Annotated in this window: 22 protein-coding genes; 11 read left to right on the top strand and 11 right to left on the bottom strand. The window is 71.5% G+C overall.

The annotated features are described in order from the left end of the window. Positions 1-173: 173 nt before the first annotated feature. The 3 genes from AC4BEG_RS15150 to AC4BEG_RS15140 are packed head-to-tail and all read left to right on the top strand — an operon-like array spanning position 174 to position 3,797. Positions 174-692, top strand: coding sequence for a PadR family transcriptional regulator (locus tag AC4BEG_RS15150; RefSeq protein ID WP_490706404.1), 519 nt, complete (start codon positions 174-176; stop codon positions 690-692). Continuing rightward, a complete protein-coding gene (locus AC4BEG_RS15145; RefSeq protein WP_490706403.1) occupies positions 689-1,483 on the top strand; it encodes an ABC transporter ATP-binding protein in 795 nt (264 codons plus the stop codon). The genes AC4BEG_RS15150 and AC4BEG_RS15145 overlap by 4 nt, the downstream gene beginning before the upstream one ends. 4 nt (positions 1,484-1,487) lie before the next feature. Next, positions 1,488-3,797 (top strand): FtsX-like permease family protein, encoded by a 2,310-nt coding sequence (locus tag AC4BEG_RS15140; protein ID WP_490706402.1) that lies wholly within the window; start codon positions 1,488-1,490, stop codon positions 3,795-3,797. A gap of 195 nt (positions 3,798-3,992) precedes the next feature. Here AC4BEG_RS15140 and ygfZ read toward each other — a convergent pair whose 3' ends face one another. The 3 genes from ygfZ to AC4BEG_RS15125 are packed head-to-tail and all read right to left on the bottom strand — an operon-like array spanning position 3,993 to position 6,061. Then, entirely contained in the window at positions 3,993-4,958 is a 966-nt protein-coding gene (gene ygfZ / locus AC4BEG_RS15135) for a CAF17-like 4Fe-4S cluster assembly/insertion protein YgfZ (RefSeq protein WP_490706401.1), read from the bottom strand. A gap of 10 nt (positions 4,959-4,968) precedes the next feature. Further along, on the bottom strand, positions 4,969-5,466 hold the full coding sequence (locus AC4BEG_RS15130) for a Fur family transcriptional regulator (RefSeq protein ID WP_490706400.1): 498 nt from the start codon (positions 5,464-5,466) through the stop codon (positions 4,969-4,971). Between the two features lie 31 nt (positions 5,467-5,497). Next, entirely contained in the window at positions 5,498-6,061 is a 564-nt protein-coding gene (locus AC4BEG_RS15125; RefSeq protein ID WP_490706399.1) for a heme-binding beta-barrel domain-containing protein, read from the bottom strand. Between the two features lie 289 nt (positions 6,062-6,350). On the opposite strand from AC4BEG_RS15125, the gene AC4BEG_RS15120 reads away from it, so the two are divergent. Continuing rightward, entirely contained in the window at positions 6,351-6,713 is a 363-nt protein-coding gene (locus AC4BEG_RS15120) for a DsrE family protein (protein WP_201881373.1), read from the top strand. A gap of 13 nt (positions 6,714-6,726) precedes the next feature. Here the strand turns inward: AC4BEG_RS15120 and AC4BEG_RS15115 are convergent, their stop codons facing one another. The 7 genes from AC4BEG_RS15115 to AC4BEG_RS15085 form a co-directional block, all read right to left on the bottom strand. Continuing rightward, positions 6,727-6,984, bottom strand: coding sequence for a DUF3099 domain-containing protein (locus tag AC4BEG_RS15115; protein ID WP_490706398.1), 258 nt, complete (start codon positions 6,982-6,984; stop codon positions 6,727-6,729). A gap of 161 nt (positions 6,985-7,145) precedes the next feature. Beyond that, positions 7,146-7,433: a DUF1416 domain-containing protein gene (locus AC4BEG_RS15110; RefSeq protein ID WP_201881375.1), complete on the bottom strand. Its 288-nt coding sequence runs from the start codon at positions 7,431-7,433 to the stop codon at positions 7,146-7,148. A gap of 35 nt (positions 7,434-7,468) precedes the next feature. Further along, positions 7,469-8,308, bottom strand: a complete 840-nt coding sequence (locus AC4BEG_RS15105; RefSeq protein WP_490706397.1) for a sulfurtransferase — start codon at positions 8,306-8,308, stop codon at positions 7,469-7,471. A gap of 157 nt (positions 8,309-8,465) precedes the next feature. Then, entirely contained in the window at positions 8,466-8,546 is an 81-nt protein-coding gene (locus AC4BEG_RS15100) for a putative leader peptide (protein WP_362448143.1), read from the bottom strand. A 249-nt stretch (positions 8,547-8,795) separates the two neighbouring features. Beyond that, on the bottom strand, positions 8,796-9,482 hold the full coding sequence (locus AC4BEG_RS15095) for an LmeA family phospholipid-binding protein (protein WP_490706396.1): 687 nt from the start codon (positions 9,480-9,482) through the stop codon (positions 8,796-8,798). Between the two features lie 85 nt (positions 9,483-9,567). Then, complete coding sequence (locus AC4BEG_RS15090) at positions 9,568-10,998, bottom strand: hypothetical protein (protein ID WP_490706395.1); 1,431 nt, start codon at positions 10,996-10,998, stop codon at positions 9,568-9,570. Between the two features lie 10 nt (positions 10,999-11,008). Continuing rightward, complete coding sequence (locus AC4BEG_RS15085; protein WP_490706394.1) at positions 11,009-11,284, bottom strand: MoaD/ThiS family protein; 276 nt, start codon at positions 11,282-11,284, stop codon at positions 11,009-11,011. 119 nt (positions 11,285-11,403) lie between these two features. On the opposite strand from AC4BEG_RS15085, the gene AC4BEG_RS15080 reads away from it, so the two are divergent. Then, positions 11,404-13,146 carry an ABC transporter ATP-binding protein gene (locus AC4BEG_RS15080; protein ID WP_490706393.1) on the top strand — a complete coding sequence of 581 codons (1,743 nt, stop codon included), beginning with the start codon at positions 11,404-11,406 and terminating at the stop codon, positions 13,144-13,146. A gap of 70 nt (positions 13,147-13,216) precedes the next feature. Beyond that, entirely contained in the window at positions 13,217-15,184 is a 1,968-nt protein-coding gene (locus tag AC4BEG_RS15075) for an ABC transporter ATP-binding protein (RefSeq protein ID WP_490706392.1), read from the top strand. A 253-nt stretch (positions 15,185-15,437) separates the two neighbouring features. Here the strand turns inward: AC4BEG_RS15075 and AC4BEG_RS15070 are convergent, their stop codons facing one another. Then, positions 15,438-16,319 carry an alpha/beta hydrolase gene (locus AC4BEG_RS15070; RefSeq protein WP_490706391.1) on the bottom strand — a complete coding sequence of 294 codons (882 nt, stop codon included), beginning with the start codon at positions 16,317-16,319 and terminating at the stop codon, positions 15,438-15,440. Positions 16,320-16,609: 290 nt separating this feature from the next. On the opposite strand from AC4BEG_RS15070, the gene AC4BEG_RS15065 reads away from it, so the two are divergent. The 5 genes from AC4BEG_RS15065 (at position 16,610) to AC4BEG_RS15045 (ending at position 22,043) form a co-directional block, all read left to right on the top strand. Further along, on the top strand, positions 16,610-17,428 hold the full coding sequence (locus AC4BEG_RS15065) for a winged helix-turn-helix transcriptional regulator (RefSeq protein WP_490706390.1): 819 nt from the start codon (positions 16,610-16,612) through the stop codon (positions 17,426-17,428). 24 nt (positions 17,429-17,452) lie between these two features. Beyond that, positions 17,453-18,472, top strand: coding sequence for a LacI family DNA-binding transcriptional regulator (locus AC4BEG_RS15060; protein WP_490706389.1), 1,020 nt, complete (start codon positions 17,453-17,455; stop codon positions 18,470-18,472). 168 nt (positions 18,473-18,640) lie between these two features. Continuing rightward, positions 18,641-19,729, top strand: coding sequence for a S1C family serine protease (locus tag AC4BEG_RS15055; RefSeq protein WP_490706388.1), 1,089 nt, complete (start codon positions 18,641-18,643; stop codon positions 19,727-19,729). A 146-nt stretch (positions 19,730-19,875) separates the two neighbouring features. After that, complete coding sequence (locus tag AC4BEG_RS15050; RefSeq protein WP_490706387.1) at positions 19,876-20,616, top strand: response regulator transcription factor; 741 nt, start codon at positions 19,876-19,878, stop codon at positions 20,614-20,616. After that, a complete protein-coding gene (locus tag AC4BEG_RS15045; RefSeq protein WP_490706386.1) occupies positions 20,613-22,043 on the top strand; it encodes a sensor histidine kinase in 1,431 nt (476 codons plus the stop codon). The genes AC4BEG_RS15050 and AC4BEG_RS15045 overlap by 4 nt, the downstream gene beginning before the upstream one ends. Positions 22,044-22,057 lie beyond the last annotated feature (14 nt).

Below are 22,057 nucleotides of genomic sequence, written 5' to 3'. Positions count from 1 at the left end.
TCCCTCCTTGCCTGCGCGTACAGCCGGTCGGATCCGGCTACCGGCATCCGGCCACCTGTATACCTGTTAGGCATGCGGGATACTAGACGTTGCAGGAAGATATGAGGGCGATCCGGCACACAGCCGGAAATGGTCCCTAACGGACATGTACGGCTCAGCGGAGGAGGGCAGGGGTGCGGCTCCCTCTGCTGGCGCTACTCTCGCGCGGACCCGCCCACGGCTACGAGCTCAAGCAGGCTCTTGAGAAGCTCCTGGGCTCCGCGTACCCTCAGCTCAACATCGGACAAATCTACGTCACTCTCAACCGGCTCCAGAAGTCCGGTCTGATCGAGGGCGAGGATGTTGCCCAGTCGACCCGGCCCAACAAGCGCATCTACCGGCTTACCGACGCCGGGCGCGAAGCGTTGGCCCTATGGTTCGAGGAGCCGACGGATGAGCCGCGGGTACGGGACGAGTTCTTCATGAAGCTCGCCCTCGCCCCCCAAGCCGGGGGCGTCGACCAGGTCGGCCTGATCAACAAGCAGCGCCGGCACTACCTCAACGCCATGCGTGACCTGTCCCGGCTGGCCGCGGCCGAGGAGCGGGACAACCGGATCCCCCAGCTGCTCATAGAAGGGGCCATGCTGCACCTCCAGGCCGACCTCGACTGGCTGGAGCGCTGCCAGGAGGAGCTGGAGGAGGAGCAGAGATGAGCCGCGAGGAATCGGCCCACCGGACCGGGTCCGCCGCCGGGCCGTCCGCGGATTCGATCATGCGCGCAGAGGGCCTGGTCAAGACCTACCGCACCGAGGGCGCCGCCCCGGTCGAGGCGGTCCGCGGGGTCGACCTGCATGTCGAGCGCGGCGAGTTCGTCGCGGTCACCGGACCCTCCGGAGCGGGCAAGTCCACCCTTCTCCATCTGCTCGGCGGCCTCGACCGCCCCGACAGCGGCTCCCTCTGGCTGGACGGCCGCCAGGTCGACGGCTACAGCGAGGCCCGCTGGGCCGTACTGCGCCGCAAGAAGATCGGCATCGTCTTCCAGTTCTTCAACCTGGTCTCCAACCTCACCGTCGCCGACAATGTGGAGCTGCCCGCACTGCTGGCCGGGTCCACCCCGCGGCAGGCCAGGGCGGGCCGGGAGGAGCTGCTCGCCGAACTGGGCCTGGCGGGCAAGGAGCAGAGCATGCCCGCCGAACTGTCCGGCGGTGAGCAGCAGCGGGTCGCCCTGGCCCGCGCACTGGTCAACACCCCGAGCGTGCTGCTGGCCGACGAGCCCGCGGGCAGCCTGGACAGCAAGGGCACCCGGGAGGTGCTGCGGCTGCTGTCCCGCTTCCACCAGCGCGGCCAGACGATCGTGCTGGTCACCCATGACGCCCGGATGGCCAGCGCCGCCGACCGCGTGATCAGCTTCTTCGACGGCCAGGTCGTCGACGACATGGCGCTCCAGGGCGGCGGCGGACGCCGTGGCGGCGGGGTGGCCGACGTCCTCGAGCTGAAGGGCTGACCCGGTGCGGGCCACCCTGCGCTGGGCACACGCCGATCTGCGGGCACACCGCGGCGCGGCCCTGTTCACCGTGCTCGCCACCGCCGGGATCATCGTCTCGCTGCTGCTGGCGAGCGCGTTCTTCGCCTATGCGGCCAACCCCTGGCAGCGGGTGTTCACCCAGTCCTCCGGCGCCCATGTGTGGATCCACACCCGGGCCGCCGCTGACGCCGCATCGCTGGCGAAGCAGGACGGGGTCGAGGCCGCCTCCGGACCGTTCCGCACCGCCCGCGCCACCCTCGAACGCGGCGGTGCCCGCGCCTCCCTGGAGCTGCGCGCCGCCGGACCCGAGGAGCCGGAGACCGCCCGTCCGCTGATCACCAACGGCCACTGGCTCTCCGCGGGCACACGCGACGGCATCGTGCTGGAGAGTTCGGTCGCCCGCGCCCTGTGGGCCGAACCGGGCGATGCGCTCTCCGTCCGCGCCCCCGGGGAGAAGGCCCGTACGCTGCGGGTCGCGGGCGTCGCGGAGACCGCCGAACCGCGCTTCGACCCGGGCGAGACCCCGGGCGTCGGCTGGGTGCTGCCCACCACTCTCGGCTCGGTCGAAATGCGCCCCGACCACCTCGGCCAGGCCATCGGACTGCGGTTGCAGGACCCGACGGACACCGACTTCGCGGTGCAGCGGGCGGTCACCGAACTCGGCGCCGACCAGGTCACCGGAATCTCGCTGTGGCAGCGGGCGCGGGCCGAGGCGGCGGGCGACGACCGGCTCCTGGGCCAGCTGCTCGGCCTGTTCGGGCTCGGCGCGCTGCTGGCCGCGGCGCTGGCGGTGGGCGGTGCGATCACCACCCGGGTCCGTGGCCATCTGCGGGACATCTCGGTGCTCAAGGCGATCGGCTTCGCCCCCGGCCAGGTCGTGCGGATGTTCCTGGTCCAGCACCTGGGTCTGTCACTGCTGGGCGTGGTCTGCGGCGCGGCCCTCGCCGAGGTGCTGGGCCCGCGTCTGCCCGGCCGGATAGGGGAGGCGGTGGCGCTGTGGCAGGCGCTTCCGGAGCACCGCTGGGCCCCGTTCGCGATCGTGGGCGGCGCCGTTGTCTTCATCGCCGCCGCCACCTGCCTGGCCGCCTGGCGCGCGGGCCGGGTGCCGCCGGTGCCGGTCGCCCGCGCCGCCACCGACCCCGGCCGCCGGATGTCCGGCACCGCCCGGCGGGCGCTCGGGATGCGGCTGCCGCCCGCGCTGGTGCTCGGCTGGCGCGGTGCCTTCCACCGTCCGGTGCGCTCCCTCGCGTCCATCGGGCGGCTCGCCCTGCCGCTGCTGCTGATCACGGTCGCCGTGGGGACCTGGACCACCCTGGACCGGTTCGAGAGCCACCCGGAGAAGATCGGTCTTGCCGCCCCGCTCGCCGCCCGCGCCGAGGGGCTCTCCGACGCCCGGATCCGCGCCCTGCTGAGCAAGGACCCCGAGGTCACCGCCGTCTACCCGGGCACCGAGACCGAGGCGCTGGTCCCCGGGCAGACCGGGACGATCACCCTCCAGGGGCTGGGCACCGACCGGCACCCCTATCCGTTCTCCGTCGCCGAAGGACGCCCCGCCCACGGCGAGGACGAGGCGGTGGCCGGACAGGGTCTGCTGGACCTGCTCGATGTGAAGGTCGGCGACTGGGTCCGGATGACGGTCGGCGGCAGTCCTCAGGTGCTGCATATCGTCGGGCGCAGCATCGAGCCGGAGCAGGGCGGCCGGGTGATCTCCACTTCGATCGACACCCTCCGCGAACGCGACCCGAAGCTGGAGCCGGACTTCTACCACCTGGGCCTGCGCCCCGGCGCCAGGCCCGAGGCGGTCAGCGCCTCCCTGGCCGACGCCTCGCACGGCCGGCTGGAGGTGCGGGAGATCCCCAACCCGGCCGACCGGCTCTCGGCCGTCCGCGGGGTGACCCTCGGACTGATCGCGGTGCTCGGGCTGATCGGCCTGGCCGAACTGTCGACGACGATCGGCGCGGCGGTACGCGACCGCCGCCGCGATCTGCTCGCGCTCAAGGCGATCGGGCTGACCCCGCGCCAGATCGCGGCGGTGATCGTGGCCGGGACCGGATTCACCGCGCTGGCCGCTGCCTTGGCGGGCACGGTGATCGGGACGTTCGCCTCCGGCTGGATGATCGACCTCCAGGGCCGCAGCAGCGGCATGGGCGCGGGGATCGCCCAGGCCCCGCCGCTGGGTGTGCTGGTGCTGATCGGCGCCGCGGCGGTGGCCGGCGCGGTGGCCGCGGCGGCCCTCCCGGCCGCGCGAGCCGCCCGCAGCCGACTCGCGGACACCGCCAGCGACGTGCTCTGACCCGTCCGCCGGGAGGACGAGCCCCCGCGCGGCTGCGGCCGCAAGACCGCCGGGCCACGGCGGAGCCCCGCAAGGGGCGCGGGGAACTGCGCGCCCAGCCACGACGCGGCCGCAGATAACAGCGTGACCAGCCACGACGCGGCCGCAGCCGCAGCCGCAAGGACGGCCCCAAAGCCACCGCACCGCGCGGAGCGGTCAGGGCTCGACGACGACTTCCTGAGCCGCCGCCGTCGTATCCGCCAGCAGCTCCGCGTCCACCGGAACGTTCCGCTTCACCAGCGCCAGCGCGATCGGCCCCAGTTCGTGATGGCGGGCGGAGGAGGTGACAAAGCCCAGCTGGCGGCCCTCCTCGCCATCCGCGGCCAGACGTATGGGCGCGCCGTGGCCGGGCAGCTTCACCTCGCTGCCGTCGAGGTGCAGGAAGACCAGCCGCCGCGGCGGTTTGCCCAGGTTGTGCACCCGGGCCACGGTCTCCTGGCCGCGGTAGCAGCCCTTCTGGAGATGGACCGCGCTGCCGATCCAGCCCAGCTCGTGCGGGATGGTGCGGTGGTCGGTCTCCAGGCCGAGCCGCGGCCGGTGCGCCTCGACGCGCAGCGCCTCATACGCCAGCACCCCGATGGGCGGTCCGGCGGTCTCGACGAAGGACTCCAGCCGCTCGCGTGGCAGGAACAGATCGCGGCCGTGCGGGGTCTCCCGGACCACCGTGTCCTCGGGGACCTCGGTGATGCTTCCGGCCGGGAGGTGGACCACCGCGTACTCCTCGGTGCGGTCGGCGATCTCGACCCGGTAGAAGAACTTCATGCTCTCCAGGTACGCGATCAGATCGCCCTGGCTCCCGGGTTCCACATGGGCCCAGGTGGTCTCACCGTCGTCGACGATGTAGAGCGCGTGTTCAATATGGCCGTGAGCGGAGAGGATCAGCGCCTCGGTGGCCTGTCCGGCAGGGAGTTCCTCGACGTGCTGGGTGAGCAGCAGATGCAGCCAGCTCAGCCGGTCGGCTCCGGAGACGGTGACCACCCCGCGGTGCGAGAGGTCCACAAAGCCGGATCCCTCGGCGAGCGTGCGCTGCTCGCGGAACAGGTCGCCGTAGTGGGCGGCGACGCCTTCGTCGGGGCCCTCGCCGGGGACGGCGCCGGGCAGCGACAGCAAAGGGCTCTTCATGAGCTTCAGCCTACGACTTGGCCGCTCGGCCCTTGGCCGAGTCGTCGGAGCCCCGCTCGGCACCCTGCTCAGCGCCCTGCTCGGCACCCCGCTTGGCGGTGCAGTCGGCGCACCGGCCGAAGAGCGCGAAGTGCTTCATATCGGTGTCGAAACCGAAGTCGGTCCGCAGCCGCCGGGTGAACGCCTCGGCCACCGACACATCGGCCTCGATCACATCCGTGCAGTCCCGGCACACCATGTGGAGGTGGTGGTGCCGGTCGGCGAGGTGGTACGTGGGGGCGCCGTGGCCCAGATGGGCATGGCTGACCAGGCCCAGTTCCTCCAGCAGCTCCAGGGTGCGGTAGACCGTGGAGATGTTGACCCCGCTCGCGGTGCGGCGGACCTCGGTGAGGATGTCGTCCGGAGTGGCATGCTCCAGGTGATCGACGGCTTCCAGCACAAGCTGACGCTGCGGGGTCAGCCGATAGCCGCGCTCCCGCAGATCGGTCTTCCAGTCGGTGGTCGCCACGAAGCCAGTGTAGGCGGGGGCCGGTGGAGCCTCAGCGGAAGAAGGCGATGCCGTCGTCCGGCAGGTCCTTGAGGTCCTTGGCCCATGCGCGCGGGTCGACGACCTTCTTCAGATGCGCCGACATGTACGGCCGCAGCTCCACCTCGGGGGTGGCCTTCTCGCCGACCCACATCAGATCGCTGTTGACATAGCCGTAGAGCCGCTTGCCGCCCGAGTACGGTCCGGAGGCGGCGGTGCGCGCCACGGCGTCGGTGGCCAGGTCGATCTGCGGTTTGCCGTCGGCCAGCTCGCCGTACCAGACCTCGACGATGCCCTGGTCGCGGCACATCACGACCTCGACCTTGCGGTCCTTGTCGATCCGCCAGTAGCCGGTCTCGGACTCCAGCGGGCGGACCTTCTTGCCCTCGGAGTCCAGCACCCAGGTGTGCGAGACGTACTCGATGAAGTCGCGCCCGTCGTGGGTGAAGGTCGCCTCCTGGCCGAAGTTGCACTTCTCGGCGCCAGGGAAGTCCGAGACACCGGCCCCTTCCCAGTTGCCCAGGAGGAAGACGAGCGGTACCAGGTCAGGGTGGAGGTCGGAGGGAATCTCGATCATGGACTCAGGCGATCTGTCGGTGGGCGGTCGGTGGCGGTGGTGCGGGAGCGCGGATCAGCGCTGGCCCTGGAAGAGCTTCTTCCAGGTGAGTGCGCAGAAGCCAAGGGTGGCGACGGCGACCAGGATCATCAGCGTGGTGAAGACTGCCTCAAGCACGAGCGCGCTCCTCGAACGGTGTCCCCGGCTCCGCGGGCCGCGGAGGGACGGTGGAACGGATGACGGACCGGGGCCGAGTCTAGTCGGCGGTCCGGCGGGAGGCGTCGCGAGGCCCCGAGCCTAGGCTTGCCGTATGGCGAAGAAGCTGGTGATCAAGGTGACGGCGGGCGCGGACGCGCCCGAGCGGTGCTCTCAGGCGTTCACGGTGGCGGCGGTGGCCGTGGCGAGCGGGGTGGCGGTCTCGCTGTGGCTGACCGGTGAGTCCACGTGGTTCGCGCTCCCGGGGCGGGCGGCGGAGTTCGAGTTGCCGCACGCGGCACCGCTGCCGGAGCTGATCGAGGGGATCCTCGCGGGCGGCACGATCACGGTGTGCACCCAGTGCGCGGCCCGCCGGGAGATCGAGGAGAAGGACCTGATCGAGGGGGCGCGGATCGCGGGCTCCCAGGTCTTCGTGAGCGAGATCATGCAGGACGGCGTCCAGGCGGTCGTCTACTGAGGCCGATGCCGGGTCAGTGGCGGTGGTTGTACTCGTCCAGCTCCCGCCACCACCGGTCGGACTCCTCGTCCCCCGACTCGTCCCACCAGCGGTCGTCCGGGCCCCGGCGGTTGGCGACGATGGCCGCGAGCGGGGGGATCACCATGGCGACGATGCACATCACGACGGCGGCCGGGACCGACCACAGACGCACAAAGGCCCAGGCCGAGATGAAGAGCGTCAGACACGCGCCCATCAGGAAGAAATATGCGTGGCGGCGTCGCGCGTACATATCCCCAGGGTACGTCCGGGGGCGCCGCGCGGGCAGCTGATGCGCGGCGCTCCCCGCGGGCCTGGGCCGAGGCCGCGGACAGACGGGAGGGCCGTACCCCGCCGAGGCGTCCAACCCCGGGGTACGGCCCTCCCGCCGTGCGTATGACGCGCGGTGTGGCGTCAGACGGTGATGGCGACCTCCGCCAGACCGCCCTTCTGGGCGACGACCGTGCGGTCCGCGGTGGCGCCGGGAACCAGGGCGCGCAGCGTCCAGGTGCCCTCGGCGGCGTAGAAGCGGAACTGTCCGGTCGCGGAGGTGGGGACCTCGGCGGTGAACTCGCCGGTGCTGTCCAGCAGGCGGACGTAGCCGGTCACCGGCTCGCCGTCGCGGGTCACCGACCCCTGGATCGTGGTCTCACCGGGCTTGATCGTCGAGGCGTCGGGACCGCCGGCCTGGGCTCCACACATGGATGTCTGTCCTTACGTCGGGGGGAGAGAGGGGGTCAGCTGTTGGCGCCGAGCTCGATCGGAACGCCGACGAGGGAGCCGTACTCGGTCCAGGAGCCGTCGTAGTTCTTGACGTTGCTCTGGCCGAGCAGCTCGTGCAGGACGAACCAGGTGTGGGCGGAGCGCTCACCGATGCGGCAGTAGGCGATGGTGTCCTTGGCCAGGTCCACGCCCTCGCCCTCGTAGAGCTCCTTGAGCTCCGCGTCGGACTTGAAGGTGCCGTCGTCGTTGGCCGACTTGGACCACGGGATGTTGCGGGCGGTGGGCACATGGCCCGGACGCTGCGACTGCTCCTGCGGAAGGTGGGCCGGGGCGAGCAGCTTGCCGGAGAACTCGTCGGGGGAGCGGACGTCCACCAGGTTCAGCGAGCCGATGGCCGCGACGACGTCGTCGCGGAACGCGCGGATCGAGGCGTCCTGCGGCTTGGCCTTGTACTGGGTGGCCGCGCGGGCCGGGACCTCGGCGACCAGGTCGCGGGAGTCCAGCTCCCACTTCTTGCGGCCGCCGTCGAGCAGCTTGACGTCCTGGTGGCCGTAGAGCTTGAAGTACCAGTAGGCGTAGGACGCGAACCAGTTGTTGTTGCCGCCGTAGAGGACGACCGTGTCGTCGTTGGCGATGCCCTTGCCGGACAGCAGCTTCTCGAAGCCGGCCTGGTCGACGAAGTCACGGCGCACCGGGTCCTGGAGGTCCTTCTTCCAGTCGATCCGGATGGCGTTCCTGATGTGGTTCTTGTCGTAGGCCGAGGTGTCCTCGTCGACCTCGACGATGACCGTCTTGGGGTCATCGAGGCGGGCCTGTACCCAGTCGGCGTCCACCAGGACGTCACTGCGGCTCATGTGTCTCTCCTCCGGGGCAGTTGCGGCGGTAAGGGCACGCTCGGACGGCGCGAGGCGGGCTCGGTTGCGAGCGTACGAGCGAAGTGCGGGAAGATCCGGCTGACGGGCCGAGGCGGGGCGGGCCGGGGCATCTCGTCGGCGGCCACGCATCCTCGTCTCAGACGGCGTGACAGAGCATGGCGGCGACGCGGCACAGGTCGACTGCCCGCCGCTTCGTGAGATCCGCCTGTCGCTTCATGAGTCCGATCGTAGGGACGGACCGGTGGGCGTGTCACCGGCGTGTCGGATGGTGAGACGTGATTGTCCGCTATGTGGGATGACGATCGGAGGGTGCCCCGGGGGAGGCGTCGGCGTGCCAGGTGGCGGCGGTGGGCATCTGTTATCGCGGACGGGATCGTCTCACTGCCTGGAACAGGCGTCCGTCGACGTATGTCCGGGCGGGGGTGCCGGGGACGCCGGGGCGCCTGGGCGACCTCGGGTGTGCCGCTCAGCCCGCCAGTTCGACGTTGTTCCCCGCGACCGAGATGTCCATGCCGTCCTTGTCGGTCTTCACCGTGTCCAGCCGCATCCCGGTCGGCAGCCCGCCCACCTTGCGCTCCATGTCGGTGCGCTCCCGGACCTTCTCCTCCCAGCGCGGGATGGTGCCGCCGGGGATGGAGTCGGCGTGCAGCTTGATGGTGTCCCCGTTCACCACGGTGATGGTGGAGTGCGCGGTGAGGGTGAAGCCCAGCAGACTGCCGGTGATCTTGACCCGGTTCTTGCCCGACGGGTCGTAGGAGACCGTGATCCCGGGGCCCGCGGCGCGCGAGAGGTCCGCGTAGCTGATGTGGGCCGTGCCGGTGGCGCGGTCCGCGGTGGCGGATGAGTAGTCGCTCGAGACGTCCACCGTGTGCAGCTGGGCGTCGAGTTCGGAGACCCGGACGCTGCGGCCGTTGCCCGCGTCCGTCGTCAGCCCCTCCATGCTGATGTCGACCTCGTCCAGCTCCTTGCCCGCGACCTGGGTGAGGAACGGAAAGCCCTTGATCGAGACATCGGGTGTGCCGATCAGCCCCTGAGAGGTCTTGATCTTGTCCGCGGCCTTGGTCTCGGCGATGCTCACCGCGATGCGGTCCGCGGCGACGAAGAGTCCGCCGAGTATCACGGCGACGATCAGTGTGATGCGTAGTGCGCGCATGTGCTGTGGGTCCCCCTGGCTCTCGGTCAGGCGCTCGCCTGAGGTTGTGAGCCTAACCGGCGCGATGAGCCAGGGGTCCGGAATGTCAGACCAGTGCGCGGCCGATCACATAGACGACGGGGGCGGCGGCCGCGAGCGGCAGCGCCACCCCGGCGGTCATGTGCACAAAGCGGGAGGGGTAGTCGTAGCTCGCCACCCGGTGGCCGATCAGCGCGCACACCCCGGCCGCCAGACCCAGTACGGCGGCGTCCGTGGCGCCGGTGCCGGTGAGCTGTGCGGCCCCGGCGCCCGCGCCCGCCGCGGCGAGCAGCGCCACGACCACGGACACCACGATCGGCAGCGGCGCCGCCCGCACCAGTACGGCGACCGCCACTCCGGCCGCGCCCACCACCACGGCGTCGGCGGACTCCGCGGCCGTGGCCAGGTATCCGGCCGCGATCACGGCGAGGGCGGTGGAGGCCACGGTGGCGGTCAGGCCGTACAGCCGCTCGTCCGGCGCGCTGTGGCTGCGCAGCTGGAGCACCAGCACCAGCAGCAGCCAGACCCCGAGCGTGCCCATGATCACCGTCGGGGCGTGCACCGGCTCGGTGGCGAGCAGCCCGGCGGTCGCGGCCAGCCCGCCCGCGTAGGCGAGCGCGATGCCCTGCCGGGCGGGCCACATGCCGTTCAGCCGGAACCAGCCCGCGGCCGTGACCGCCTGGAGCAGTGCCACCACGACGGCGACCGCGGGGCGGCCCAGCGGCGCGGCCCCCGCGAGAGCCGCGGCGATGGCGGCGGTCACGGCGGCCGGGACAAGACCGGGGTGGAGGATCTGGGGACGGCCTTCGGCGCGGGCCTTCTCAGCGGCGGTGAGTGGCCGGGACTCCTCCTCGGACGGGGCGGGCGCCCCGGTGGACGAGTGCTCCGGACCGCCCGGGGCCGCCATGTCGGCCGGGGCCGCCATGGCGGGGGCGGGGCCCTGGGGGCCGTGCGCGGCGAACGCGGCGGCGGGCTGCTGCTGGTGGTGGTACGGCTGCTGGTGCTGCTGATCCCAGCCGGGGGTGTACGACTGCTGCGGGTAGCCCTGCTGATGCCCCTGCTGCGCGGCGGCGTAGGGGTCCGGGTACGGCTGCGGGTGCTGGCCGTACGCCTGCTGCTGGGCGTGACCCGGGTGCGGAGCGTGACCCTGCTGCTGGGCTTGCTGGGCTTGCTGGGCTTGCTGGGCTTGCTGGGCGTGCGGGGCGGCGTGGGCCTGCTGGCCGTGCCGGCCGTGCTGCTGGGCCTGCTGGCCGTGCCGGCCGTGCTGCTGGGCCTGCTGGCCGTGGTGCTGCGCGTGCTGGGCGTGCCGGCCGTCGTACCCCTGTCCCTGCCCCTGCTGCGGCTGCCCGGCCTGGTCGTGGCCCGGGTCGTACCAGCCCTGGTCCCAGCTTCCGTACGGATCGGCGGGCGGCTGCGGTCCCCCGTACGGCGTCTCCGGGGACCCGTACGGACCAGAGGGCTCGTACGGGTTCTGCGGGTTGTGCGGCTGGTTGCTCATGACCTCGGGGTCACCCTCCTGCGAACGGCGGGAGCACCTCGACCGTGCCGCCCTCGGCCAGTTGGATCGTCTTGTGGTCGCGGGTGCCGACGGGCGTGCCGTCGACCAGGAACGAACAGCGCATCAGCACCCGCGTGAACTCCGGGCGCGCGGTGTGCCGCTGCCGTGCCGCGTCGAGCGCCTCGGCCAGCGTCGCCGCCGCGTACGGCTCCTCGGAGGTACCGGCCGCCGCGCGGGCCGCGGCCCAGTACCTGATGGTGCCGGCCGGCGCGTTCTTCATCGCCATCGCGATCCCTTCCCGTCTTCTGCCGCCTCCATGATGACGGGTGCGGGCACCGGTCCGGGACCAACGGCGGCCCCGAAAAGGACGGGCCCGGTGTCGGTGCTCTCGCTTACTGTTTGGGTGTGCTGGTCCGACTCATACGGGTGTATCTCAGACCCCATAGCCGAACGATCGTGCTGATCGTGCTGTTGCAGCTGGTACAGACGCTGGCGACGCTCTATCTCCCCACGCTCAACGCCGACATCATCGATGGCGGGGTGGTGCAGGGCGACACCGGCTACATCCTGCGCATCGGCGGTTTCATGATCGCCGTCACCTTCGCCCAGATCGTGGGAGCCATCGGCGCCGTCTACTTCAGCGCCCGTACCGCCATGGCGCTCGGCCGGGACGTACGGGCCGCGGTCTTCGACCGGGTGCAGTCCTTCTCCGCCCGTGAGATGGGCCACTTCGGGGCGCCCTCGCTGATCACCCGGACCACCAATGACGTCCAGCAGGTGCAGATGCTGTGCCTGATGGCCTTCACCCTGATGGTCTCCGCGCCGATCATGTGCATCGGCGGCGTGATCATGGCGCTCAACCAGGACGTTCCGCTCTCCGCGCTGCTGCTGCTGATCGTCCCGGTCCTCGGGATCATCGTCAGCCTGATCATCCGCAGGATGCGTCCGCTGTTCCGCGGCGTCCAGGAGCGCATCGACACCGTCAACCGGGTGCTGCGCGAGCAGATCACCGGGATCCGGGTCATCCGCGCCTTCGTCCGCGACGCCCATGAACGCGACCGCTTCACCGGTGCCAACAGCGACCTGATGGACGTCTCGCTGCGCGCCGGGCGGCTGATGGCGCTGATGTTCCCCGCGGTGATGCTGGTGGTGAACGTCTCCAGCGTGGCCGTGGTCTGGTTCGGCGGACACCGGATCGACAGCGGCGGTATGGAGATCGGCGCGCTGACCGCGTTCCTCAGCTATCTGATGCAGATTCTGATGGCGGTCATGATGGCCACCTTCATGTTCATGATGGTGCCGCGCGCCGAGGTGTGCGCCGAGCGCATCCAGGAGGTGCTGGACACCCGGACCAGCGTGGTCCCGCCGCTGGTGCCGGTCGCGCCCACGGCCACCGGCGGCGGGCGCGGTCTGCTGGAGCTGCGGGGCGTGGAGTTCCGCTACCCCGGCGCCGAGGAGCCCGTGCTCCGCGAGATCTCCCTGATCGCCCGGCCCGGCCGGACCACCGCCGTGATCGGCTCGACCGGCAGCGGCAAGTCCACCCTCCTGGGGCTGGTGCCCCGGCTGTTCGACGCGACCGACGGCAGCGTCCACATCGACGGTGTGGACGTACGCGACCTGGACACCCAGGTGATGTCGCAGACCATCGGGCTCGTCCCGCAGAAGCCGTACCTCTTCTCCGGCACCGTGGCCTCCAATCTGCGCTACGGCAAGCCGGACGCCACCGACGAGGAGCTGTGGCGGGCCCTGGAGACGGCCCAGGCCCGGGACTTCGTGGAGGCCATGGAGGGCGGGCTCGACGCGGCCATCGCCCAGGGCGGCTCCAATGTCTCCGGCGGTCAGCGGCAGCGGCTGGCCATCGCCCGCGCCCTGGTCCGCAAGCCCTCGGTCTACCTCTTCGACGACTCCTTCTCGGCGCTCGACTACGCCACCGACGCCCGGCTGCGGGCGGCGCTCACGGACCAGACGCGGGACGCGACCGTGGTCATCGTCGCCCAGCGGGTGTCCACCATCCGCGGCGCCGACCAGATCGTGGTCCTCGACGCCGGGCGGGTCGTGGGCACCGGCACCCACACCGAGCTGATGGCGGACAACCAGACCTACCGCGAGATCGTGCTTTCCCAGCTCACCGAGCGGGAAGCCGCATGACCACCTCGTCGCGAGCCCTCCTCCGCTTCCGCCGTCCGTCGTTCCCGTACGCGTCTTCGAAGGGCCGTTCATGAGTACCCCGGCGCCCCGCAGAGGCCCGGCGCCCGCCGCCGGGCCCGCCCGCTTCATGGGCGGCCAGCCCACCGAGCGGTCCATGGACTTCCGCGGCTCCGGCCGCCGGCTGCTGGGCAGGCTGCGTCCCGAGCGCGGGATCGTGCTGGCCGTGCTCGCCCTGTGCGCGGTCAGCGTGACCCTGTCGGTGCTGGGCCCGCTGATCCTCGGCCGGGCGACCGACCTGATCTTCGCGGGCATCATCGGGCGTCAGCTGCCCGACGGCGTCACCAAGGAGCAGGCCGTCGAGCGGCTGCGCCGGGACGGCCAGGACACGCTGGCCGACATGGTCGCGTCCATGGACGTCCACCCCGGCCAGGGCATCGACTTCGGCGCGGTCGGCGATGTGCTGCTGTGGGTGCTGGCGATCTATGTGTTCGCCTCGCTGCTGGGCCTGGTCCAGGGGCGGGTGGCCATGGTGGTGGTCCAGCGGGTGGTCTTCCGGCTGCGGGAGGACGTCGAACACAAGCTGGCGCGGCTGCCGTTGTCGTACTTCGACCGGCAGCCGCGCGGTGAGGTGCTCTCCCGCGCCACCAACGACGTCGACAACATCCAGCAGACGCTTCAGCAGACCTTCAGCCAGGTCATGACCTCGCTGCTGACCATCGTCGGGGTGCTGACGATGATGTTCTGGATCTCGCCGCTGCTGGCGCTGGTGGCGCTGGTCACCGTCCCGGTGTCGGTGGTGGTCGCCACCAGGGTCGGCAAGCGGGCCCAGCCGCAGTTCGTCAGCCAGTGGAAGACCACCGGCAAGCTCAACGCCCATATCGAGGAGATGTACACCGGCCACTCGCTGGTGAAGGTCTTCGGGCGGGAGAAGGAGTCCGCGGAGCTTTTCCGCGAGCAGAACGAGAAGCTGTACGAGGCGGGCTTCAAGGCCCAGTTCATCTCCGGGCTGATCCAGCCCGCGATGATGTTCATCGGCAATCTCAACTATGTGCTGGTGGCGGTCGTCGGCGGGCTGCGGGTGGCGAGCGGCGCGCTGTCGATCGGTGACGTCCAGGCATTTGTGCAGTACTCCCGGCAGTTCAGCCAGCCGCTCACCCAGGTGGCCTCGATGGCCAACCTGGTGCAGTCCGGGGTGGCGTCGGCCGAGCGCGTCTTCGAGCTGCTGGACGCCGACGAGCAGAGCCAGGACCCGGAGGCGGCGCCGCGGCCGGAGACCGTGCGCGGGTCGGTGCGCGGCCAGGTCGAGTTCGAGGAGGTCGCCTTCCGCTACCAGCCGGACAAGCCGCTGATCGACGGCCTCTCGCTGTCGGTGCGGCCCGGCCAGACCGTGGCCATCGTCGGGCCGACCGGCGCCGGGAAGACCACCCTGGTCAATCTGCTGATGCGGTTCTACGACGTCAGCGGCGGGCGGATCACTCTGGACGGAGTGGACATCGCCGCGATGTCACGCGAGGAGCTGCGCTCCCACATCGGCATGGTGCTCCAGGACACCTGGCTGTTCGGCGGCACGATCGCGGACAACATCGCGTACGGCGCGCAGGGTGCGAGCTTCGAGCGGATCGTGGAGGCGGCGAAGGCCACCTATGTGGACCGCTTCGTCCGGACCCTGCCCGACGGCTACGACACGGTGATCGACGAGGAGGGCTCCAATGTCAGCGCCGGTGAGAAGCAGCTGATCACGATCGCCCGCGCGTTCCTCTCGGAGCCGTCGATCCTGGTGCTGGACGAGGCGACCAGCTCGGTGGACACCCGTACCGAGGTGCTCATCCAGCGGGCGATGGCCTCACTGCGGACAGGCCGCACCAGCTTTGTCATCGCACACCGGCTGTCCACCATCCGCGACGCCGACGTCATCCTGGTGATGGAGCACGGGCAGATCGTGGAACAGGGCACCCATGACGCCCTGCTGGCGGCGGAGGGTGCGTACGCCCGGCTCTACACGGCGCAGTTCGCGGAGGCGGCCGTCGAGGCGGAGTGAGCGGGGGCGCCGGGGCCGGGGAGGTCTTCCGGCCCCGGGCGCCCCCGGGTGCCGCGCGGCGGCCCCTCAGCCCCTGTCCTGCCGATCTTCGCGGGCCCGCGACGCCTGGCACCGCGCCTCGCCGCGTTGTCGGGATCATCCGAGTACGCCCAGTACGAGGACGACCCTGCTGCGATCCTCCCCCAGCTACCGCTGGGAGGTGCCCCCTCACCAGACGCCGCGGGCTGATCCACGAAGATCGACAGGACAGGACCTAGGCGTGGGCCAGCGCCCAGCCCGCCACCCGCTCCAGCAGACCGTCCGGCGCCGCCGTCTCCGCATGGCCGAACCCCGGCTCGATCCACAGCTGTGTGGACGACGGATCGGCCGCCGCCGCCAGCATCCGCGGATGGTCCAGCGGGAAGTACGGATCCCGGTCGCCGTGCACGATCAGCAGCGGAGTCGGCGCGATCAGCGGTGCGGCGGCCACCGGCGGCAGCGGTTCGGGGTCCCAGCCGCGGCCGTCGATCCGGGTGCGCAGCCCGTAGCGGGAGACCAGCCGTCCGGCGGGGCGCGTGATCGCCCAGTGCACCCGTCGCATCGGCGCGGTTCCTCGGTAGTACCAGCGGGCGGGAGCGCTCACGGAGATCACCGCATCGGCGCGCGCCTCCGTGCGCCCCTCGCGCTCCCCGCTCCCGGTTCCGTCGGACGGCTGATTTTCGCCGTTCGATCCATAGAGCGCGGCATGCCGGAGCACTACCGAGCCGCCCATCGAGAAGCCGACCGTGACGACCCGCCGATGGCCGAGCCGCCGCGCCCAGCACACGGCCTCGGCCAGGTCCAGCACCTCCCGGTCGCCCACCGTGGACCGGCCGCCGGACCGGCCATGCCCCCGGAACGAGAACGTGATCACGGCCGTGTGCTGGGCGAACGCCCTCGCCACCCGCCGTAGCGCCGGGCGCTCGAGACCACCGGTGAAACCGTGTGCGACCACCAGCGCGAGGGTGTCCGCGGGGGGTGCGGCAGGTGCCGGGGACGGCTCGTAACGGGCCTCGATCGGAACCCCGTCCGCCGTCAGCAGTGTGGCCCTGTGGTCGCGCGCAGTGACCGACGGCACGGAACGACGAGCAGATCGAGCCTCTCCTCCGGATGTCATGTGGGTTATTCTGCTGTGAAGAGGATCCGGGCAGCGTTGCCCCCGGGTCCTTTTGTGCTTTCAGGAGCACGGTGCGCGCATGAGCGGGCACACGCTCCAAGGGCGCGGAGCTGACCGTACGACGAATTAGCCGAAGAACCAGCCGAAGAACCAGCCGGAGAAGAAGCCGCAGACTCCCCCAGGCGCTGCCTGGGAGGTGCCCCTCTCGCAAGGGACCGAGGAGGAACCGAGGTAATGGGCGAGCGAAGCGTGCTCAATGTCAGGACCACAACCGAGGCGGGTGGTGGACGATGAGTTCCCTCCTGCTGCTGACCAACGCACTCCAGCCCTCGACGGAGGTGCTCCCCGCCCTCGGCCTGCTGCTGCACAGTGTGCGGGTCGCCCCCGCGGAGGGCCCGGCCCTGGTGGACACCCCGGGCGCCGACGTCATCCTGATCGACGGCCGCCGCGAGCTGCCGCAGGTCCGCAGCCTGTGCCAGCTGCTGCGGTCCACCGGCCCCGGCTGCCCGCTGGTCCTGGTGGTGACCGAGGGCGGTCTCGCCGCCGTCACCGCCGACTGGGGCATCGACGACGTACTGCTGGACACCGCGGGTCCGGCCGAGGTGGAGGCCCGGCTGCGGCTGGCCATGGGCCGCCAGCAGATCACCACCGACGACAGCCCGATGGAGATCCGCACCGGCGATCTCTCCGTCGACGAGGCCACCTACAGCGCCAAGCTCAAGGGCCGTGTGCTCGATCTCACATTCAAGGAGTTCGAGCTGCTGAAGTACCTCGCCCAGCACCCCGGCCGGGTCTTCACCCGCGCCCAGCTGCTCCAGGAGGTCTGGGGCTACGACTACTTCGGCGGCACCCGCACGGTCGACGTCCATGTCCGGCGGCTGCGCGCCAAGCTGGGCCCGGAGCACGAGTCCCTGATCGGGACCGTGCGGAACGTGGGCTACCGCTTCGTCGTGCCCGAGAAGGTCGAGCGCGCCGCCGGGGAGGCCCGGGCCAAGGCGCCGGGCGGGGGCGCCGCCCGCGGCGACGGTCCGGACCCCACCGCCGGGGCCCGCGGGGACAGTGCGCGGCCCGCGGCGAAAGCGGGTACCGCACGACCCGCCAATCCCTAGCTCGACCCGCGTAGACTGCCGCGCGTGGCCAAGGTGACGCGGGATGATGTGGCAAGACTGGCGGGGACCTCGACCGCGGTCGTCAGCTACGTCATCAATAACGGACCAAGGCCGGTCGCCCCGGCCACGCGCGAGCGGGTGCTTGCCGCGATCAAGGAGCTCGGCTACCGGCCGGACCGCGTCGCGCAGGCGATGGCGAGCCGCCGGACCGACCTGATAGGGCTGATCGTCCCGGACGCCCGGCAGCCGTTCTTCGCGGAGATGGCACACGCCGTCGAGCAGGCGGCCGCCGAGCGCGGAAAGATGGTGCTGGTCGGCAACTCCGACTACCTCGACGACCGCGAAGTGCACTATCTGCGCGCCTTCCTGGGGATGCGGGTGTCCGGGCTGATCCTCATCAGCCAGGGCCCCAGCGAGAACGCCGCCGCCGAGATCGAGGCATGGGACGCCCGGGTGGTGCTGCTCCACGAGCGCCCCGAGGCGATCGACGACGTGGCCGTGGTGCTGGACGACATCGGCGGTGCCCAGCTGGCGGTGCGTCATCTGCTGGAGCACGGCCATGAATACGTGGCCTGCCTGGGCGGCACCGAGATAACCCCCACCGTGGGCGACCCGGTGACCGACCATGTCGAGGGCTGGCGCCGGGCCATGCGGGAGGCCGGGCGGTCCACCGAGGGACGGCTCTTCCAGGCCCCGTACAACCGCTACGACGCCTACCAGGTCGCGCTGGAGCTGCTGGCCGGCCCCGACCGGCCCCCGGCCATCTTCTGTGCCACCGACGACCAGGCGTTCGGTGTGCTGCGGGCGGCGCGTGAGCTGCGGATCGACGTCCCCGGGCAGCTGGCGGTCGCGGGCTTCGACGATGTGAAGGAAGCCGGGCTCACCGATCCGCCGCTGACCACGGTCGGCTCCGACCGCCCGGCGATGGCGCGGGCCGCGGTGGACCTGGTGCTGGACGACGGCGTACGGGCCGGCTCGCGCCGGGAGCGGGTCAAGCAGTTCCCGTCGGCGCTGGTGGTCCGGCGCTCCTGCGGCTGCTCCTGACATATCGGGCCGGACACATCGTGCCGGGCATATCGAGCCGGACACATCGGGCCGGACACATCGGGCCGGGGGGCCGCGGGCTCGTCTTTATCTCGGGCATACCGGTTTCTGCCGGGCTTCTCAGGCGCTCCTCACGCTGCTCTCATCTGCGCGCGACACCGTCGGACCATGACAGACACCACGCGCCCCAGCCGCGACGACGAGCCCCAGCCCTTCTCCTACGGCGGTATGCCCGGCCACCCCGCGCCGCCCCCGTATCAGCCCCCGCAGCCGGTCGTCACCCCCTCCGGGGCCACCGTGTGGCCGGGCGGGTCCGGCGGTGCGGGCGGCGGTGCGGGCACCGCCGGCTTCGCGGACGAGCCGCGGCCCGGCGGCGGCCGGGGCAGGCGCCGCGCACCGCGCTCCATGGCGCTGATCGCGGCGGTGGCGGTGGCCGCCGCGCTGGTCGGCGGCGGGGCGTCGGCCCTGGCCGTCCGGGCCATGGACAAGCCCGCCACCGAGATCTCCACCCCGGTCGTCAACGCCGACTCCCGCGGTGACAACGGGGTCGCGGCCGTGGCGGCGGCGGTGAGCCCGAGCATCGTCGAGATCAGCGCCTCCTCGGCGGAGGGCAAGGCCACCGGCTCCGGGGTGGTGCTCACCCGCGACGGCGAGATCATCACCAACAACCATGTGATCTCCGGCGCGGACTCGGTCAAGGTGTCCTTCCACGACGGCAGCACCAGGACCGCGTCGGTCGTCGGCACCGACAAGGGCAAGGACCTCGCACTGATCAAGGTGAAGGGCGCGAGCGGACTCAAGCCCGCGACCCTCGGCGACTCCAGCCAGGTCCAGGTGGGTGACCAGGTGGTGGCCATCGGCTCGCCCGAAGGGCTGACCGGTACCGTCACCAGCGGAATCGTCTCCGCCCTCGACCGCAAGGTCACCGTCTCCACCGGTGAGGACCAGGGGCAGGGGCAGGACGGCGGGCGGTGGCCCTTCGAGTTCGGCGGCGGCAAGTACAACGGCGATGTCGGCTCCTCCACCACGTCCTACAAGGCCATCCAGACCGATGCCTCGCTCAACCCCGGCAACTCCGGCGGCGCCCTGATCAATATGAAGGGCCAGGTGATCGGCATCAACTCGGCGATGTACTCCTCGGCTTCGGAGCGCGCCTCCGGCGGCAGCGCGGGCAGCGTCGGCCTCGGCTTCTCGATCCCGGTCAACACCCTCAAGGCCGATCTCGACACCCTGCGCGACGGTGGCACCGACTCCTGACCCAGCGCGTCCGCGGCGGCGTGCGAGGCTGGCAGCGGCGCCCGGCCCCGTCCGGCAGGGCGCCCGCCACCGCCCGGCGAGGCACCCCGCCACCGTCCGGCGCGGAGATGATCAGCGCCCACCGCCACTTGTGAGGAACCCGGCCCATGAACCCCGCCGACCACGGCGATCAGCCCGCCCGCATCCTGATCGTCGACGACGAGCCGGCCGTCCGCGAAGCCCTGCGGCGCAGCCTGGTCTTCGAGGGCTATACGACCGAGACCGCCGTCGATGGTCTGGAGGCGCTGGAGAAGGCAGGCAGCTGGAAACCCGAGCTGATCGTGCTCGATGTGCTGATGCCGCGGATGGACGGGCTGACCGCCGCCCGGCGGCTGCGCGCGACCGGGGTGACCGTACCGGTGCTGATGCTCACCGCCCGGGACACCGTCGGCGACCGGGTCACCGGGCTGGACGCGGGGGCCGACGACTACCTTGTCAAACCCTTCGAACTCGACGAGCTGCTCGCCCGTATCCGCGCCCTGCTGCGCCGCAGCTCCTACGCGGCCACCGCGCACGAGGCAGTGGCCGAGGACGACGCGCTCACCTTCGGCGATCTGCGGATGGACCTGGCGACCCGCGAGGTGACGCGCGGGACGCGCAGAGTCGAGCTGACCCGGACCGAGTTCACCCTGCTGGAGATGTTCCTCGCCCATCCCCGCCAGGTGCTCACGCGGGAGCAGATCCTCAAGGCGGTGTGGGGCTTCGACTTCGAGCCCTCGTCCAACTCACTTGATGTGTACGTCATGTATCTGCGCCGCAAGACGGAGGCGGGCGGTGAACCGCGGCTGGTGCACACCGTCCGCGGGGTGGGCTATGTCCTGCGGCCGGCGGACGGCGATCCCTCATGACCGGAGGTGGACCACTGCGTTCCCGGCTGCCGCTGCGTTCCCGGCTGGCGCTGCTGACCGCGGTCGCGGTGGCGGTGGCGGTGGCGGTGTCCGCGTTCGCCTGCTGGTTCGTCACCCGGGAGCAGCTGACCAGCGCGCTGGACGCCAAGCTTCACGATGTCTCCGGGGTCTATGTCCGCGATCTGGTGGAGGCGCAGAACAACTGCTCGTCGCAGTCCCAGCCGGGCGCCGGATCCCGCCCCGGCGCCTCCGATGTGCAGCTGGTGCTGCCCGACGGCGACCGGTGCGTCGCCCGGGGCTCCCGCGCGGTCAAGGTGACCGGGGACGACATCGCGGTGGCCCAGGGGCGGCTGAACAGCGTCACCCACGACAGCAAGGCGGGGGACGGCACCCGGATGCGGGTGTACACCTTCGTCACCTCCCCCCAGGACGGCATCCCCCCGATGGCCGTCTCCGTCTCCCGCCCCCTGAACGAGGTCACCGAGCCGCTGAACACCCTCGCCCTGGTGATGCTGGTGGTCGCGGGCGTCGGGGTGCTCGGCGCCGGGGTGGCGGGGCTGTGGATCGCCCGGACCGGGCTGAGACCGGTGGACCAGCTGGCCGAGGCGGTCGAGCATGTGGCCCGCACCGAGGACCTGGCCGTACGCATTCCCGCCAAGGGCGACGACGAGATCGCGCGGCTGTCCCGGTCCTTCAACGCCATGGCGGCCGCCCTCGCCTCCTCCCGCGACCGCCAGCAGCAGCTGATCGCGGACGCCGGACATGAGCTGCGCACCCCGCTCACCTCACTGCGCACCAATGTGGAGCTGCTGGTGCGCAGTGAGGAGACCGGCCGCGCGCTGCCGGCCGCCGACCGCGACGCACTGATGGCCAGCGTCAAGGCCCAGGTGACCGAACTGGCCGCGCTGATCGGCGATCTCCAGGAACTGGCCCGGCCGGATGTGCCGCCCGGCAGCGAGCCGCTCCAGGTGGTCGCGCTGCACGAGGTGGCGCTGACCGCGGTGGAGCGGGCCCGGCTGCGCGGGGTGGGGCTGACCGTCGACGCCGCGCTGAACCCCTGGTACGTCCGCGGGGAACCGGCGGCCCTGGAACGGGCGCTGGTCAATCTGCTCGACAACGCCGTGAAGTTCAGCCCTCCGGGCGGTGTGGTCGATGTGATGCTCAGCGGCGGGGAGCTGACCGTGCGGGACCGGGGGCCGGGCATCGCCGACGATGAACTGCCGCATGTCTTCGAGCGGTTCTGGCGCTCGCCGTCCGCCCGCAGCCTGCCCGGCTCCGGTCTGGGGCTTTCGATCGTGGCCCGCGCCGTCCAGCAGTCCGGCGGCGAGGTGGGGCTGCGGCCGGCGGAGGGCGGCGGCACCGTCGCCTGGATCCGGCTCCCAGGAGCGCCCACGGCCCCGCCCGGTGCGGCGGGGCCGGTGGGCTGAGGGCCGGTTCGGGC

The organism is Streptomyces sp. JLBJ103, assembly GCF_058215575.1.
The sequence above is the reverse complement of the archived record's forward strand: the minus strand, read 5'-3'. Positions and strand labels throughout refer to the sequence as shown.